Origin of the sequence: Devosia riboflavina (genome assembly GCF_000743575.1) — a bacterium.
Classification (GTDB): Bacteria; Pseudomonadota; Alphaproteobacteria; order Rhizobiales; family Devosiaceae; genus Devosia; species Devosia riboflavina.
This window is the reverse complement of the sequence record NZ_JQGC01000033.1, coordinates 1-16,790: the sequence shown is the minus strand read 5'-3', so window position 1 is coordinate 16,790 and position 16,790 is coordinate 1. Positions and strand designations below refer to the sequence as shown.

Genomic DNA, 16,790 nt, shown 5'->3' with positions numbered 1-16,790 from the left:
CAGCGCGAGAGAGCGGCATGTGGAGCAAAGCGGAATATCGAGGCGCGGTCCTTGCCCTTGGCGGCGTGCTCGCCATCATTCTCGTCATCACGTCGGTTACGCCGGGTCTGCCCGGCGAACTTTTGTTGCAGACCCTGCGGTTTCATCTCGTGGGGTTGGGACTGGTGCTCGCCTTGTTCATGGTGTTGTTCGGCGCCAGGTGGCGGGCGCTGCTGTTCATGGCTGTGCTTGCCGTCGCTTTCGCCCATGGCGCCTACTACGTCTGGGAGTTCCAGGCGCGGCGGAATGAGCCGGTCGGCGCGCTGCGGGCTGAAATGAGCTTCCTCAACTACAATGTGCTGAGCGGCAATCGCACGGCCAGCGAGGCGGTCGATTTCATCGTCGCTACGGCGCCCGATGTGGCGCTGATCATGGAGACGCCGGGCGTCGTCGAATATATCCCGCAGATCGAGGCGGCCTTGCCCTATCGGTTGGGCTGCGATCGGGTGGCGACCTGCGATATTTCGCTGTTTTCTCGCCATCCTATCGTGGATGGGAAGGTGCTGGAAATTCCGCCTTTCCGGCGCTCGAGACTGGTAGTGGCGCCGATGAGCATCGACGGCGTTGATCTCACAGTGGTTGGAATTCACCTCTCAAAACCCTATTTCGACGAGGCTTCGCTGCAGGAGCTGGGCTATCTGCGCTACACGCTGGCTCAAATCGAGGGGCCGGTAGTGCTGTCGGGCGATTTCAACTCGGCTCTCTGGACCGCGCCGGTCGCCTGGCTGGGGCGGGCGCAAAACCTTGTGCCCGGGCCGACTTACCCGGCGACGTGGCCGGTGGAACTGGGGCCGCTTGGCGTGCCCATCGACAATATTTTTACGCGGGGCGACGCGCGTATTCTCGACGTGTCAGCGGGTGCCGATAGCCATGGTTCCAACCATCGCTATCTCCTCGCACGGATTGGCTTTCATGCGCCGCCCTGAGCGGCGCGAATGGCCTTGGGCAGGGATTCGGCGAGGAGGGCCATGTCGGCCTCCGGGCCGACGCTGATGCGGATGTGCTTGTCGAGCCCCGGCGTGCCGGGCTTGCGGATGAAGACGCCGAGCAGGGCGAGTTGCTCGAGGATTTTCGTGGCATAGTCGCCATCGCGGCCACAATCGACCGCGACGAAATTGGTGGCGGAGGGCAGGGCAGTAAGGCCATTGTCCCGCGCAATCCGGGCAATACGCTCCCGGGCGGCGGCGATGTTGGCTTTCGCCTCACGCAGATAGTCCTGATCGGCCAGCGCGGCCATGGCGGCAGCCTGGGCGAGGCGATTGACACCAAAATGGTTGCGCACGCGGTTGAAGGCGCCGATGAATTTTTTCGGGCCGATGGCATAGCCGACGCGGATGCCGGCAAGGCCATAGGCTTTTGAAAAGCTCCTGAGGCGCAGGAGATTGCCCTTGCTGGTATCGATGGGCGGCAGGGCGTCGTCGGGCGCCAGTTCGCCATAGGCCTCGTCGAGCATGATGAGGGTTTCGTCGGGCACGGCGGCGATGAATTTTTCGATGTCGGCCGCGGGCCAATAGGAGCCCATGGGATTGTCGGGGTTAGCGACATAGACGATGCGCGGCTTCAGGCGCTGGGCGGCTTCGGCGAGGGCGGCGAGGTCCTCGTGGGCGCCCTGATAGGGCACGAATTCCAGACGGCCGCCATGGCCGACGACGTGATAGTTGAGCGTCGGATAGGCGCCGAGCGAGGTCAGCAGCACGTCGCCCGGTTCCATGAAGAGGCGCACGATCAGGCCCATCAGGCCATCGACCCCTTCGCCGATGGTGACTTCGTCAGGCGCGATGCCGTGGAAGTTAGCGAGAGCGACGCGGAGCTCGTAATTTTCGGGGTCGGGATATTTCCAGATGCCCTCGGCGGCCTCGCGAATGGCGGCCAGAACTTTGGGGCTGGGGCCGAAGCCGGATTCGTTGGCGCCGATTCGGGCCCGAATCTTCACCCCGGTCTTGCGCTCGATGGCCTCCGGGCCGACGAAAGGAACGGTTTCCGGCAGTTTTTCGGCGATTTCCGTGAGTTCGGGCAGAGGCAATTGACGGCTCCGACAAGAGGTGCAGCTCCGTTTTAGCGCATCTGTGCGGCCGTGCCAGCGGAGATCGGGGCGAAGGCGGGGAAGTTCTCAACAGCCAGATTAGGTGTTCAAAACCGGCAGAGCCCCTTGGGCCGGGGCTCTCGGGGCGGCGTTCCCGGTCCATGGCATTTGAACTAAATCGCAGGCAAGTCAGCAAGTAGCCGACAACTATGCGCGTTCACCCTTGTTCATGCGCCGATTCCCCTTAAGCCGTATAGAAAGGAGCAAAAGTGAACCCGACCTATTTGCTTGCTCGTGACCATTTGCAGCGCGCTGCGGTTATCCTGCAAGGCGCCGACCAGCAATCTCGCCAATTGCGTCACATCATCGAGCGGACGATCGGCCTGATGGACGATTTCCGGCCTGAAGAGCCCGAGCCGCGCGACAATGTCTTCGAATTGAACGCCTATAGGCACCTGCGCTCGTAGAAGTCTGCTCTCCCGCCCGATGCGCCGGGAGGCATCACGATCTGTTGCGGCGCCCGGTCGCGCCGCAGGAGGGGCGATCCACAAGGATCCCAGAAGCTTATCCACATTTTGTGACGAAACGGGCTAGACAGTCGAAAAGTCAGTTGGTAGAGAGGCGCCACTTTGGTGCCGGTCTTCCTAAGACGGGCGCATAGCTCAGATGGTAGAGCAGCTGACTCTTAATCAGCGGGTCCAAGGTTCGAGCCCTTGTGCGCCCACCAAAGTCTTCCTTGTTTACAAGGACTACGAGAGGCGACCTTCGGGTCGCCTCTGTCGTTTCTGCCTCTCAGACGAGCCGAGGATAGTCGGAGAAACCGACATCCTTTGTCGCGTTTTCGAAGCAGAAAACCGGCGACCACTTTTCTTGAAAACGCTCTAGACAGCCGAAAAGTCGCTTGCTAGAGAGGCGCCACTTTGGTGCCGGTCCCTAGAGACGGGCGCATAGCTCAGATGGTAGAGCAGCTGACTCTTAATCAGCGGGTCCAAGGTTCGAGCCCTTGTGCGCCCACCAAAGTTTCAAGAAATACAAAGCCTTAAAACAGGGTGCCGCCAACCAGCGGCGCCTGTTTTGCTTTTGGGACCGGGCTTGCGGACACAAAAAAAGCCCCGCATGTGCGGGGCTTTGTCGTGAGGTTCTGGCGCTTACTGGCGACCGGCCGTGTGCTGACCGCACCAGTCGTCATTCTTGACCGTCGGCCACACCGCGGCCGGCTTTTCCGAGGCGGAGGAGGGGACCGGCGGATGGGCGCGGCACACGCCGGCATTGGCAGCGGCCTTGTCTTCGAAGAACACGCAGGAGGTGCAGGTGGTGGCGGCGGAAGTGGTCATTGGTCGCTCCGTAAACTCGACTTTTGAAATCATGAAATCTAGTGATCTCAACCTGTTAGCGAGAATAGATTAGAATGAATCCAGACTGCAAGCGCTTTTCTTAGATTCATTCTAAAGTTTGTTGGACGGCTGTGCGCGCTGGGTGGGGAGAAAAATCGACAGGGAGGTGGAACGATCCGGTGGGCGGCACGTTGTTCAAGTGTCGATACGAGATGGAAACATATCAACGTCGACAACAAAGGCCCCGGCAGCAAGCGCTACCGGGGCTTTTTGCTGCGCTGTGCGGGGCTGCGAGATCAAATGTCGGCCCCGCGCACAACTATCCCAATTGTTTACGGAACAGGCGCTTTCTTCCTTCCATCAGGCATCGTATAGCCGCAGAAGATTTTTCTGATTGGAAAGCGCCTCCTTCATGTTCGGCATCGATCCGAGTTTCTTCAGCTCGCTGCTTCAGGTCATTCTCATCGATCTGGTGCTGGCGGGAGACAATGCTGTCGTCATCGGCCTCGCCGCTGCCGGACTTCCTTCTGACCTGCGCCGCAAGGCTATCCTCGTGGGTATTGCTGCGGCCACCGTGCTGCGCATCGGCTTTGCGCTGATCACCACCCAGTTGCTGTCGCTTGGCGGCGGCCTGCTGATCGCCGGCGGCGTCCTGCTGCTGTGGGTCTGCTGGAAGATGTATCGCGAGCTGACCGTTTCCGACGAGGAAGAGGGCGAAGCAACCGAGGCCCTGGCCGGGCATGATCTCAATGCCGACGGCACTGTCGCCGGCAAGGCGCCGCGCAAGACGCTGCGCCAGGCGGTCACCCAGATCATCATCGCCGACGTTTCCATGTCGCTCGACAACGTTCTGGCCGTGGCTGGCGCGGCGCAGCACCATTTTGAGGCGCTAATCTTCGGCCTGGCGCTCTCCGTCGTGATGATGGGCGTTGCGGCGACCTTCATCGCCCGCCTGCTGCATCGCTTCCGCTGGATTGCCTGGATTGGTCTCCTCATCATCCTCTTCGTCGCCATCCGCATGGTGCTCGAGGGTGCTGGGGCGTTCTTCACCATTCCGGAAATCCCGTTCCTCTACACGCCGCATGCGCCGGCTGCTGCAGCCGCAGCGCATTAAGGCTTGAGCATTCGCTAACCAAGTGCCGCGATTGCAGGCATTTGGTGCAGCGAAATAGGAATTTGCTCACCTCGAACCACTAGCCTCCCCGCAGACGACCAATCTGCGGGGATTTTCATGTCCGTTATTGCCGGGGAGATGATGGAGCCTGCGCGGGCCGCCGTTCCGGCTGCCGGCGCCAATGCCATCGCGCTTGTGGCGCGGCAGGTTTCCGGCGCCGAATGGGACAGGCTCATCGGCGGTTTCGATGAAGTCTGCCAGGAGCAGATGCATGCTTTTGCCTCCACCCGCTGGCCGGGCGTGAGCCAGGAGCCGGTTGTCTTTCAGCGCGGCAACACGGTTGTGGGCGGCGCGCTGGTCATGATCCAACCCTTGCCGCTGCGGCTGAGCAAGATGGCCGTGGTGAAATGGGCGCCCATGCTCGCTTCGACCAATGGGCCGGATGCTGACGCGCTCCGCTCGGCCATGGTCGAGCGTCTCGCCGAAGACTATGCGGAAAAGCGCGGCATGATGTTGTCGGTCCTGCTGCATGCCTCGCCCGAGGAAATCAACCGCGGCTATCTGGCGCTGCGCCAGCGCGGTTTCAGGCGCGGTTCGACGCTGCTGTTCCCCAATCGCTATCTGGTGAGGCTGCGCCTTTCCGACGATGAGCTGCGAAAAAGCTTCCACCAGACCTGGCGGCGGCAGCTCAACAAGGCCGAAAAGTCGGGGCTTGAATTCGAATGGGCTCAAGGGGGCGATATCGAGGCCTTCAAGACGCTTTATGCCTCGATGACCGAGCGCAAGCAGTTTCCCGATCATTCGGCCTATGAAACGCTCGACGCGCTGATGGCGCTCGACGAGCCGTTGCGGCCGGAGCTGTTTTTTGTGCGCCACGAAGGCGAGACGGTGGCCGGCGCGCTGGTCTTCAAGGCCGGCGAGCGGGCCGTCTATCTCTATGGCGCGACCAATGACAAGGCCTTGCCCTTGCGGGCCGGCTATTTCCTCCATTGGCATGTGATCCGCTGGCTGCGCGACCATACGCGCGCACAATGGTATGACCTCGGCGGTACCGATGGTTTCCACGGGTTGCATCAGTTCAAGACCGGCATGGTGGGTACGGCGGGCGCTATCCGTCCCGTGCCGCCGGTGCTGAACTATGCCTCGTCACCCTGGGCTGGTTTTGTCGGTAACGCTGCCTTCACGGCCCGTGACGTGGTCCAGCATACGCGCCGGCATCTCGATTGGCTGCGGAGCAGCAAGGCGCGGCCCGATCAGGCGCCGCATATCTGGGACGAGTATCTGCAATGAGCCTCGCCCGAAAACTGGCCTCGCAATCCTCCATCATCTTTGCCGCCCGCATTTTCGGGGCCGGCTTCATTTTCGTTGCCCAGGCGCTGATTGCGCGGCTGTGGGGGGCGGAGCTTTTGGGCGAGTTCCTCCTGGTGGTCGCCAGCGTCAATCTCGTCTCGGTGGTGATGCCGCTCGGCTATCACACCGTCGGCACCTATTTTGCCGCGGAATATCGGGCGCGGGGCAATCGGCAGCAATTGCTGGCCTTCCTGACGCGCTCCTACGGCTTCGTGGCGCTGAGCTTTGCCGGGTTGATCATCATCGGGCCGATGCTGCTTGAAGCCATCGGGCAAGGGCAGGGCGCTGTGGCGCTGCACTTCGTGCCCTTCGCGCTGCTTACTCTGGGTACGGCCGTTGTCTATGTGAACAGTGCGACCCTGGTCGGGCTCAAGCGGCCTTTTGCCGGTTTTTTTGCCGATACGCTGCTGCGGCCGATGATCGTGCTGGCGTCCTTCCTCGTAGCGCTGGGCGCGGGCATTCCGGAGGCCGGGTTTACCCAGATGCTCTGGTGCATCGGCGTCGGCTATGTCGTGGTGTCGCTGGTGCAGTTCGGCTTTGTGGTGACGAGCCTGCCAAAAATTCCGCTCGGTGAGAGCGCTCAGACTGCCGAGACCCGCCGCTGGTGGCGATTTGCTCTCCCATGGGTGGTGATCAGCCTTGCCACCGATTTCTTCTTCGACATCGATCTCCTGTTGCTGAGCCAACAGCTCGGTCGTGAGGAATTGGCCATTTTCGGCGTCTGCACGCGCATCTTCTCGCTCGTCTCCTTCGGCGTGGCGGCGGTTTACGCCGTGACCATGCCCGACATGTTCGAGAGCGAGGCCAAGGCCGATCGCGACGAATTCAACCGCAAGGTCGGCGAGGCCAATGTGGTGGCGAGTGGGGTGGCGCTGCTGCTGTTCTGCGTGGCCCTGGTGGGCGCGCCGATTGCGCTGATGCTGTTCGGGCCCGAATTTTCAGCCGGGGCGATGCCGCTCGCGATTCTGTGCCTGTCGCTCGTGGTGCGCTCGGCCATGGGGCCGGCTTCGATCGTGCTGTCGATCCATGATCGGCCCTGGGCGAGCTTGCCCGCCATTGCGCTGGGGATTTTTGCCCTGTTCCTGGGCAATCTGCTGCTGGTGCCGAGCTTTGGGCTGGTCGGCGCGTCGCTGGCGGCAATCTTTGCGATCAGCATCTGGTCCGTCGCGCTGTGGCTGACCGCTCTCCACACGGCCCATATCGACGTGTCGATCCTGCAGTGGTTCCGCTCGCGGCGGCGCGTGGTGGCAGCAGAGTAGGGACGCTCAGGCCCCTACGAGACCTTTCAGCCGATTTTTGAGGCGTCCGAGGCGGCCGATATTGACGCCGCTGTCATAGCCTTCCTCTTCCTTGGTGTAGAACTTTTCGATCAGCAGGTAATCCTGCCCGAAGATGTGCTGCTCGAGCAGCGCCGTTTCCTTATAGCCGTAGCGCTTGAGCAGCATGCGGGCGACTTCGTTTTCGGGGCGCACGAAGGTGAAAGCCTTGTGGAAACGCTTCTTGTCCCAATGCTCGTCGAAGGCGCGCATGCCGAACATGCCGAGCTTGGTCTGGCGATGCGAGGGGAAAACCCAGCTCCAGTAGCGGAAGACGGCGCCGCATTCGGGACCCGAGACCATGGCGCCGCCGGGCACACCATCGGCGCACATGATCATGATGTGCCAGGGATCGATGGCCATCAGGTTGTGGAGAAAGGTCTTGTTGAGGCGGCCCATTTCGTGGGCCTTGAAGCGGTCGCTATAGTGCGGCGAGGTCGCGATCACATCCATGAGTTCGGCATGGATAAGCGGCACATCCCCTGGCGTGGCGGCACGGATGGTCATTTCGGCCATGGCTCTGCTCCCTTGCGCAAATCTGCGACATTTAGTCTAGCGCGAGGCCGTTAATGGAGCGTGGCGTAACACTTCAGTCGTATCGTCAAGGGCTTGCGGCGGATAGAACGGCTCATTAGAACGGGTCCCGGGAGAGACCAGGGAGGATGACAATGAGCGAAGAGCTCTTGTTCCAGCCAAGTGCGGCCGCGATTGCACATACCCAGACGACGGGCGAGCAATATGCTGCGCAATATGAGCGGTCAGTCACAGATCCGAACGGATTCTGGGCTGAGCAGGCCAAGCGCCTCGATTGGGTGACCTTTCCCAAGACCATAAAGAATACGACGTTCGAATATCCTGATGTCTCGATCAAGTGGTTCGAGGACGGGGTTCTGAACGTTGCCGCCAATTGCATCGACCGGCATCTGGCCGAGCGTGGCGACGATATTGCGATCATCTGGGAGCCGGACAATCCGGCCGATGAAGCGGAATATATCAGCTATCGCAAGCTGCACGAGAAAGTGTGTCGCTGCGCCAATGTGCTGAAATCGCTGGGCGTCAAGAAGGGCGACCGCGTCACCATCTACCTGCCGATGATTCCGCAGGCTGCCTATGCCATGCTGGCCTGCGCCCGTATCGGCGCGGTGCATTCGGTGGTGTTCGGCGGTTTTTCGCCGGACGCGCTGGCCGGCCGCATCAATGACTGCAATTCCGAGGTCGTGATCACGGCCGACGAAGGCCGTCGCGGCGGCAAGGCCGTGCCGCTCAAGGCCAATGTCGACAAGGCGCTGCAGGATTGCCCCGGCGTGCGCAAGGTGCTCGTGGTGCACAATACCGGCGCCGATGTGCCGATGAAGGGTTCGCGCGACGTGTGGTGGCATGAGGCCGCCGCTGGCGTCGAGCCGTTCAACGAGCCGGAGCCGATGAATGCGGAAGATCCGCTTTTCATCCTCTATACGTCCGGCTCCACCGGTAAGCCCAAGGGCGTGCTGCACACTTCGGGTGGCTACCTTACCTATGCAGCGCTGACGCACGAAAAGACCTTTGACTACAAGCGTGGCGAAGTTTTTTGGTGCACGGCGGACGTGGGTTGGGTCACCGGCCACAGCTATATCGTCTACGGGCCGCTGGCCAATGGCGCGACGACGCTGATGTTCGAGGGCATTCCCTCCTGGCCCGATGCCAGCCGCTTCTGGCAGGTTGTCGAGCGCCACAAGGTCAACATCTTCCACACCGCGCCGACGGCCATTCGCGCGCTGATGGGGGCCGGGTCGGATTTCGTGGACAAGTTCGAAATGCCGAGCCTGCGCCTTTTGGGCACGGTGGGCGAACCGATCAATCCCGAAGCCTGGCTCTGGTATTCCAAGCATGTGGGCAAGGATCGCTGCGGCGTGGTCGACTGCTGGTGGCAGACGGAAACGGGCGGCCACATGATTGCCCCGTTCCCGGGCGCTTTCCCGGTGAAGCCGGGTTCGGCGACCAAGCCCTTCTTCGGGGTGCAGCCTGTCGTGCTCTCGCCCGAGGGCGTGTTGCAGGAGCAGACCAAGGCCGAGGGTGTCTTGGCCATTGCCGATAGCTGGCCGGGGCAGATGCGCACCGTCTATGGCGATCACCAGCGCTTCATCGATACCTACTTCACCCAGTACAAGGGCTATTATTTCACCGGCGACGGCTGCCGGCGCGATAAGGACGGCTACTACTGGATCACGGGCCGCGTCGACGACGTGCTCAACGTGTCCGGCCACCGGCTTGGCACGGCGGAAGTCGAAAGCGCGCTCGTGGCTCATCCAAAGGTCAGCGAAGCGGCCGTTGTCGGCTATCCGCACGATATCAAGGGGCAGGGCATTTATTGCTATGTGACCCTGATGGCGGGCGAGAGCAGTTCCGACGAGTTGCGGGCCGAGCTCAAGAACTGGGTGCGCAAGGAAATCGGACCGATCGCTACGCCGGACCTCATCCAGTGGGCGCCGGGCCTGCCCAAGACCCGCTCGGGCAAGATCATGCGCCGCATCCTGCGCAAGGTCGCCGAAAACGACTTTGGGTCGCTCGGTGATACGTCGACACTGGCCGATCCGGCCGTGGTCGACGATCTGATTGCCAACCGGCAGAACCGCACGGCGGGCTGATTTTAGCTCGGAGCCTGTCGCTACCCCCACCCTCATTCCCTCCCCACAAGGGGGAGGGAGGCGCAGGCTGAGACGTCGCGGTTCCATCGTCTCCCTCCCCCTTGTGGGGAGGGATCAAGGGTGGGGGTGTTGGAGGCACGGAGCCCGCCACCCAACCTCAGTCATTGTCTCGCCCGTTTTTCATGGCCACTCTGCGCGACAGATTCGCCCGCCGGAGTCCCGTTTTGCGCCCGATATTCGCCGCTGCTTTCACATGCCTAGCCATTGCCGTGCCTGTTCATGCCGCCACGCTTGAAGAAATGGCGGGGCAAATGATCGTCATGGGTTTTGAAGGCGACAGCGCAGGCGATGCCAGCGTTGAGGCGATCAGCGCGGAGTTGGCAGCCGGCCGACTCGGCGGCGTCATGTATCTCAAGAAGAATGTGGCGAGCCTCGAAGCCGTCGCGGCGATGAATGCGGAATTTCGTGCGGCGTCGCCGGACCTGCCGCCCTTCATCACCATCGATCAGGAAGGCGGAGCGGTCGAGCGGCTTACCAAGGATGTCGGTTTCACCGAGATCCCCAATGCAGCCACCATAGCCGCGCGCGATACGCCGGAAGAGGCCGAGGCGATCTATGGCGACATGGCCAAGGGTATCGCGGCGCAGGGTTTTACCGTCAATTTCGGGCCGGTGGCTGATCTCAATACCAATCCCAACAATCAGGTGATTGCCAAGTTTGGCCGCGCCTATGGGGCCAATCCCGCCACGGTAATCGACTATGACCGGGCCTTTATCGAAGGCCACCACAAGGCTGGGCTCGCGACGGCGCTAAAGCATTTTCCCGGCCATGGATCTTCAACCGCGGATAGCCATGAAGGCTTTGTCGATATCACCAAGACCTGGTCGCCCGACGAGCTAAAGCCCTATCAGGAGCTGATTTCCGAAGGCGTCGTCGACATGGTCATGGTCGGCCACCTCTATCACGCCGACTATGCCGACGATGACGGCCAGACCCCATCCTCGCTTTCGGCGCGCTGGATCGACGGTGTCTTGCGCACCGATCTCGGCTACGACGGCGTGGTGATCAGCGACGATCTCGAAATGGGCGCCATCCGCGATCATTTCACGCTCGAACAGACTGTCATCGAAGGCGTGAAGGCGGGGATGGATATCCTGCTCTTTTCCAATACCGGCTATCAGCGGCCGACCCTGTCGAGCGAGGTTCTGGATATTCTCGTCAAAGAGGCCGAGGCCGATCCCGCCTTCGCTGGGCGTATCGAACAGAGCTACAACCGCATTGTTGCCCTGAAGCAGCGGCTAGAATAGGCGGAACAGTCGCTGGGCTTTCCACCTCTTTCTGACGAAGCCGGTTTCCTCCGTCGCGCTCCGAAGATAAAGTGCCGCAGTAACTTGGAGGCCGGGCAATGACGGATGACCGCGAGGTGCGGCGCGTAAGGGCGTTGTTCCTGTCCGACGTGCATCTGGGCATGAAGCCCACCCGGGTGAAGCAGCTTATCGAATTTTTGCGCCTGCATGACGCCGAGACCATTTATCTGGTCGGCGACATTCTCGATGGCTGGCGGCTGGCCAAGGCCTGGCACTGGCCCGAGGACTACAACATCCTCGCCCAAATCCTGCTCGATAAGGCGACAGCCGGCACGCGCGTCATCTACCTGCCGGGCAATCACGACGAATTCCTGCGCGAATATCTCGGCACCTATTTTGGCGAGATCGAGCTGGTGGATCGGACGATCCACACTTCGGCGACCGGACGCACCTATCTCGTCATCCATGGCGACCAGTTCGACGTGGTGGTGATGAATGCAAAATGGCTCGCCCATGTAGGGGATTGGGCCTACAACTTCGCGTTGCGCGTGAACATTGCCATCAACTGGGTGCGGCGCCGGCTGGGGCTGCAATACTGGTCGCTGAGCGCCTGGGCCAAGCAGAAGGTGAAGAACGCCGTCTCAGTGATCGGGCGCTTCGAAGAGGCGCTGGTGCATGAGGCCAAGGAGTCGGGCGTCCACGGCGTCATCTGCGGCCATATCCACTTTGCCGATATGCATGACCGCCTCGGCATCCATTACATCAATACCGGCGATTGGGTCGAAAGCTGCACGGCAGTCGCTGAGAATCACGATGGCGAATTCGAACTCATCAAGTGGACCGAGATGGTGGTGGGCGAACCGCGGCGGGCGAAAATCCGTCGCCCGGTAACGGAATAGGCTGTCGCCGCTCCGTCGCAATATCGTCATGGCAACGCAAATTGGCGGGAGCAGGCTGAACTTGCCTGAACTCAGCCACGCGGTGCCGCCATGGCCAATACCGTTTCATTTCCGTCATCCCGTCGCATCGTTATCGTCACCGATGCCTGGCGCCCACAGATCAACGGCGTCGTGCGCACGCTCGAAAGCGTCGGCAAGGTTTTGCGCGAGTGGGGGCACAGCGTCGATTATCTGACGCCGGAGGCCTTCTGGACCGTGCCGGTGCCGACCTATCCCGAAATCCGGTTGTCGCTGGCCTCGCGCCGGGCCGTGTTCCATCGCCTGGCCCATTCGCGTGCCCATCATATCCACATCGCGACCGAAGGCCCGCTGGGGTTGCTGGCCCGGCAATATTGCATCGAGCGCGGCAAGGGTTTTTCGACGAGCTTTCACACGCGCTTCCCCGAATATGTGTCGGCGCGCCTGCCGGTGCCGCAGGATTGGAGCTATGGGTATCTGCGCTGGTTCCACGATCCCGCCGGCAATACGCTGGTCCCCACGCCATCGCTGCGTGACGATCTCGCGGCCCGCGATTTCAAGCACCTGAAACTCTGGGGGCGCGGCGTCGATATGGAGCGCTTCCAGCCCGGTAAGTCCGATGTTTTCGCCCATCGTCCGGGACCGCATCTGCTCTATGTGGGCCGGGTGGCGGCGGAGAAGAATATCGAGGCATTCCTGGCGCTCGACGTGCCGGGCACCAAGATCGTCGTCGGCGACGGTCCCGACCGCGTCCGGCTCGAAAAGCTGCACCCCGATGTGGTGTTCTGCGGCTATCGCCATGGCGATGCGCTGGTGGAAGCCTATCAGGGCGCCGACGTCTTCGTCTTCCCCAGCCGCACCGACACCTTTGGCAATGTCATGACCGAGGCGCTAGCCTGCGGTACGCCGGTGGCGGCCTATCCGGTCACTGGCCCCAAGGACATTCTCACCGATGGGCGGGCAGGGGCGCTGCATACGGAGCTTTCCGTTGCCGTGCGGCGGGCGCTGATGCTCGATCGGCGCGATGCCAGTGCGCATGCGCAGAATTTCACCTGGGCCGCCAGCGCGAGGCAGTTTCTCGATGGGCTCGTGCCGGCGACGGTGCGGCTGCCGCAACTGGCCGAAGCGATCTAGGCGTACCCGAAAGGACGCATTGCTTTAGAACGTTGCAGCCTGCCCCTATTTGGGTCTTGCATTGTGTGACAGTGCAAGGCACCAAGGGGTCCGGGGCGCTGATTTGCGCCCGGAGTCTTTTTTCCATGTCTTCCGTTCTGTCGCGCCTCGATACACCCGAGGCGCGTGCATCGCTTTATCAATTTACCGTCTATCTTCCGGGCGCCGTGGCGTCGGTCTTTCTCGGCATCTGGTTGAGCCTGCATGGCATACCGGCCGACCAGATCGGCCTGATCAACGCACTGCCCATGCTGGGCCTTCTGCTCCTGAACATGGTCATCGGTCGCATAGCCGACCGCGCGGATGACTGGCGCACCGCCATCATTTCCATTTCGCTGGTTTCGGCGGTCATTCCCTTCGCGCTTTATTTCATGAGCGAATTCTGGGGCATCCTGCTCATCTGGGCGCTGACGGCCATGTCCAATGGCTTGGTTCCGCCCATCATCGATGCGGCGACGGTGCGCATGACCAAGCGCAACGGCACGGATTTTGGCGCCGTGCGCGCCTGGGCGACCATCGGCTATGTGGTCGGCGCGGCTGGTATTGGCGGCCTTCTCACCGTTGTCGGGCCGGGTGCCTTCGTGACGCTCTATATCGCCATGACGGTGATCCGCGCCGTTCTCGGCTTTCTCCTGCCGCGCTTTCGGGCGCCGGCGCAGGAAGCGACCCTCGCCAATGTTCCACAGGGCGCGCCGCTGCAGCGGGTCAAGCTGCGCGATTCGCTAAAGCCCTGGTTCGTGCTGCCACTTATCGCCTTCGCGCTGGTCAATGCCAGCAATGCGGTGATGGGCAGCTTTGGCGCGCTGCTCTGGCACCAGCAGGGGGTTCCCGATCATTTCCTCGGCCCGCTGCTCGGCATTGCGGCCGTAGGCGAGGCGGTCCTGATGTTCGCCTGGCGCCGCTTCGGCGGACGGGTCACGGCGCGCAACATGATCCTCGTCGCCTGCCTGGCCGGGCTCTTCCGCTTCACCGTCCTCGCCTTTGCGCCGCCGGTGCAGGCGCTGTTCTTCCTGCAATTGCTGCATGCCTTCAGTTTCGGCATGGGCTATTTCGGGGTCGTGCACTTCATTGCCAATTGGACGCATGAATCCAACGCCGCCGAAGCGCAGGGTTTTGCCAATATGCTCAACCAGGGCGCGGCCATGATCATGCTGGTGACGTTCGGGTGGCTGGTCGAATGGTTCGGTTCGGCCGCCTTCTTTGCTTCGACCGTGACCTGCTCTGTCGGTATTGTCTGCGTATTGATTTCGCTGCGTATGCGTCCACCCAAGGACGCGACGCGGCCAGCCGTTTCCTGACGCGGGCACCCGCCCGCCTTTCTCGTTTCCTCGGATTGCTTGAATGAGCCAGATGCCTGCCGGCCGCGTGACGCCCGAAATGCGCACTTCGGCCTTTTATGCGAGCTTCTTCACCGGCAGCGGCGCGGCGGTGATGTTCCTGCCGATCTGGCTTTCGGGCAAGGGCATTACGCCCGAGCAGATCGGCCTCATCAACGCCGTGCCCATTGCCATGATCCTGCTGTTCAACCTGGTGATCGGGCGCGTGGCCGACCGGGCCAAAGACTGGCGGCAGGTCATCGTCATCGGGGCGCTAATCGGCGGCATCGTCCCCATCGGCCTTTTCTTCGTCAACGAGTTCTGGGGCATTTTACTGTTCTGGACGCTGGTCTGCCTTCCCGGCGGCGCCGTCGGGCCGGTGCTCGATGCGGCGGCCATGCGGCTGGCGCGGCGCAATGGCAGCGATTTCGGTGTCATGCGGGCCTGGGGCACGGTGGGCTACATGGTCTTCAATGGGCTCACCGGCTATCTCGTCGTCTGGTTCGGCGCCGATATCTTCGTGCCGCTCTTTGTCGGCCTCGCCATATTGCGCGCACTGGTAGCGCTGCAATTGCCCGCTTTCCGGGCGCCGGCCGAGGAAAAGACGGTGAAGGCGGCAACCTCGGCTCCGGCCGCTCGTCTGCGCGACATTGCAAAGCCATGGTTCCTTCTGCCGCTGTTCGGCTTCTGCATGGTGTTCGGCACGCATTTCATTCTCAATGCCTTTGCCTCGCTGCTGTGGAAGGAGCAGGGCATTTCCGAAGACGTTATCGGGCCGTTGATCGCGCTCGGGGCAGCGTCGGAAGCGGCGATGATGTTTTTGTGGAAGCGGTTCGGCGGGGGGATTTCGGCCCGCGTCGTGATCCTGATCTCGGCCATCGCTTCGGCGCTGCGCTGGTTTGCCATGGGCTTTGAGCCCGGCATCGGTTTCCTCGTGGCGCTGCAATTGACCCACGGCATCACTTTTGCCCTGGGCTATATGGGCTGTGTGCATTTCATCGCCAATTGGACGAGCGAGGACATCGCGGCCGAAACACAAAGCCTTTATGTCGTCGGGCAGCAATTGCTCTCCATCATTGCGGTTGTCGGTTTTGGCTGGCTCGTCAAGGATATGGGCGCCGGGGCCTATTTCGTGGCCGCAGCTTTGGCGCTGCTGGGCGGGCTCTGCGTGTGGCTATCGCTGCGACTGATGCCGGCGCAGGGGAAGTAACTGTTCTTCGCCTTCTCCGCTGTCGCCATTGCCGGATTGTCCCGGCAATCCATTTCGCGGCTGCGTGTACCGCCAGTACAAGCCTGGTGGTGACAGCTCCAGGGGGGGATTTCGAAAGGGACAGGTTGGGTAGATTTTATCCCAGCCACTGTGCTGCCCTCGGGCTCGACCCGAGGGCCGTCCATGTCAAGCACAGACCTATGCGGCTCCCGCACCGGCCCTCGGGTCGAGCCCGAGGGCAGCACGGTGGAAATGAAGGTTTTCCGACAAATCGAACATCAGGCGTTTAGGACGCCTGCGCTTGCGAGAGCACCAGTTCAAAGGGGTATGCTCTAGAAGTGCGATGGTCGCACCGCGATATGGTCCACTGAGTGATAGTGCGCCAGCAAGTACTCCAAAACAAAAAAGCCCCGGATCGCTCCGGGGCTTTTGCGTTTCTTTGCTTTGCCTTAGCTCAGGCGGCCGCTGGCATGGGCGAGGGTAGTGTAGACCTTGCCGCGATCGGAGAGCAGGTATTCGCGGGTTTCGGCAGCGGGGCGCGGGCCGGCGGCGGCGCGCTTAAGAAGCTGTTCGAAATCGCTCATATAGGCCTGGGCCGTGCGGGCGAATTCAGGATCGCGCTGCAGGCGCTTGCGGACTTCGTCATAGGTGCCCTGGCCGGTCAGCGAATAGATGCGGCGCGAGAAGACGTTGGATTCGCCGGCCTGATAACGGGCCCAGGCATCGGCCAGGGCGTTGTCGTCGATGGCATTGGCGATTTCTTCGGTCAGCGTGGAAAGGCCTTGCGTGGGCTGGCCGGCCTGGCTGGCCGAAGCGTTGCGCAGCACATCACGCAGCCAACCGCCTTCACCGGCTTCGGCTTCCTGACGCTGCGGCACAGGAGCGGCCTGACGGGCAACCGGAGCAGGCTGGGGCTGCTGGACCGGAGCCGGGGCGGGCTGCTGAGCCTGGACGGCCGGACGGGCAGGGGCGCGGGCCGGTTCTGCCGGGCGAGCCGTGGTGCGGATCGGATCGACGAGAGTCTGCGCGGCAGGCTCAGGGCGATAGGCTTCCGGTTCCAGCTGGCG

The 16,790-nt window shown here is 62.0% G+C and carries 15 protein-coding genes and 2 tRNA genes; 13 read left to right on the top strand and 4 right to left on the bottom strand.

The window, feature by feature from the left end:
* Positions 1–17: 17 nt before the first annotated feature.
* The gene (locus JP75_RS22570; protein WP_035087143.1) at positions 18–965 is read left to right on the top strand and encodes an endonuclease/exonuclease/phosphatase family protein; all 948 of its coding nucleotides are present in this window, start codon (positions 18–20) and stop codon (positions 963–965) included.
* Here the strand turns inward: JP75_RS22570 and JP75_RS22565 are convergent.
* Positions 950–2,062, bottom strand: a complete 1,113-nt coding sequence (locus JP75_RS22565) for a pyridoxal phosphate-dependent aminotransferase (protein ID WP_035087141.1) — start codon at positions 2,060–2,062, stop codon at positions 950–952. The genes JP75_RS22570 and JP75_RS22565 overlap by 16 nt on opposite strands.
* A 269-nt stretch (positions 2,063–2,331) precedes the next feature.
* Between JP75_RS22565 and JP75_RS22560 the strand changes: the two genes are divergently transcribed.
* From JP75_RS22560 to JP75_RS22550, 3 genes are all read left to right on the top strand, one after another.
* Positions 2,332–2,529 (top strand): hypothetical protein, encoded by a 198-nt coding sequence (locus JP75_RS22560; RefSeq protein WP_035087139.1) that lies wholly within the window; start codon positions 2,332–2,334, stop codon positions 2,527–2,529.
* Between the two features lie 184 nt (positions 2,530–2,713).
* A tRNA-Lys gene (locus JP75_RS22555) sits at positions 2,714–2,789 on the top strand.
* 214 nt (positions 2,790–3,003) lie between these two features.
* Positions 3,004–3,079 (top strand) — tRNA-Lys (locus tag JP75_RS22550).
* Positions 3,080–3,210: 131 nt separating this feature from the next.
* Here the strand turns inward: JP75_RS22550 and JP75_RS22545 are convergent.
* Positions 3,211–3,396 (bottom strand): hypothetical protein, encoded by a 186-nt coding sequence (locus JP75_RS22545; protein WP_035087137.1) that lies wholly within the window; start codon positions 3,394–3,396, stop codon positions 3,211–3,213.
* Positions 3,397–3,808: 412 nt separating this feature from the next.
* Here JP75_RS22545 and JP75_RS22540 point away from each other — a divergent pair, with 412 nt between their 5' ends.
* The 3 genes from JP75_RS22540 to JP75_RS22530 all read left to right on the top strand — a co-directional run bounded on the left by JP75_RS22540 (position 3,809) and on the right by JP75_RS22530 (position 7,119).
* Entirely contained in the window at positions 3,809–4,510 is a 702-nt protein-coding gene (locus JP75_RS22540) for a TerC family protein (protein ID WP_051961216.1), read from the top strand.
* Between the two features lie 117 nt (positions 4,511–4,627).
* Complete coding sequence (locus JP75_RS22535) at positions 4,628–5,800, top strand: lipid II:glycine glycyltransferase FemX (RefSeq protein ID WP_035087135.1); 1,173 nt, start codon at positions 4,628–4,630, stop codon at positions 5,798–5,800.
* The gene (locus JP75_RS22530) at positions 5,797–7,119 is read left to right on the top strand and encodes a lipopolysaccharide biosynthesis protein (protein WP_035087134.1); all 1,323 of its coding nucleotides are present in this window, start codon (positions 5,797–5,799) and stop codon (positions 7,117–7,119) included. The genes JP75_RS22535 and JP75_RS22530 overlap by 4 nt, the downstream gene beginning before the upstream one ends.
* 6 nt (positions 7,120–7,125) lie before the next feature.
* On the opposite strand, the gene JP75_RS22525 is transcribed toward JP75_RS22530, so the two are convergent.
* The gene (locus tag JP75_RS22525) at positions 7,126–7,692 is read right to left on the bottom strand and encodes a hypothetical protein (protein WP_035087131.1); all 567 of its coding nucleotides are present in this window, start codon (positions 7,690–7,692) and stop codon (positions 7,126–7,128) included.
* Between the two features lie 152 nt (positions 7,693–7,844).
* Between JP75_RS22525 and acs the strand changes: the two genes are divergently transcribed.
* The 6 genes from acs (at position 7,845) to JP75_RS22495 (ending at position 15,723) form a co-directional block, all read left to right on the top strand.
* On the top strand, positions 7,845–9,800 hold the full coding sequence (acs, locus tag JP75_RS22520) for an acetate--CoA ligase (RefSeq protein WP_035087129.1): 1,956 nt from the start codon (positions 7,845–7,847) through the stop codon (positions 9,798–9,800).
* Positions 9,801–10,024: 224 nt separating this feature from the next.
* A complete protein-coding gene (locus JP75_RS22515; RefSeq protein ID WP_160194763.1) occupies positions 10,025–11,107 on the top strand; it encodes a glycoside hydrolase family 3 protein in 1,083 nt (360 codons plus the stop codon).
* Between the two features lie 98 nt (positions 11,108–11,205).
* Positions 11,206–12,006 (top strand): UDP-2,3-diacylglucosamine diphosphatase, encoded by an 801-nt coding sequence (locus JP75_RS22510; RefSeq protein WP_035087125.1) that lies wholly within the window; start codon positions 11,206–11,208, stop codon positions 12,004–12,006.
* 90 nt (positions 12,007–12,096) lie between these two features.
* Positions 12,097–13,158, top strand: coding sequence for a glycosyltransferase family 4 protein (locus JP75_RS22505; RefSeq protein WP_035087124.1), 1,062 nt, complete (start codon positions 12,097–12,099; stop codon positions 13,156–13,158).
* Between the two features lie 125 nt (positions 13,159–13,283).
* Positions 13,284–14,495, top strand: a complete 1,212-nt coding sequence (locus JP75_RS22500) for an MFS transporter (RefSeq protein WP_035087122.1) — start codon at positions 13,284–13,286, stop codon at positions 14,493–14,495.
* Positions 14,496–14,538: 43 nt separating this feature from the next.
* On the top strand, positions 14,539–15,723 hold the full coding sequence (locus JP75_RS22495; protein ID WP_084587881.1) for an MFS transporter: 1,185 nt from the start codon (positions 14,539–14,541) through the stop codon (positions 15,721–15,723).
* Between the two features lie 449 nt (positions 15,724–16,172).
* On the opposite strand, the gene JP75_RS26675 is transcribed toward JP75_RS22495, so the two are convergent.
* The coding region (locus tag JP75_RS26675; protein WP_035087118.1) for a hypothetical protein at positions 16,173–16,790 on the bottom strand (618 nt) is incomplete at its 5' end.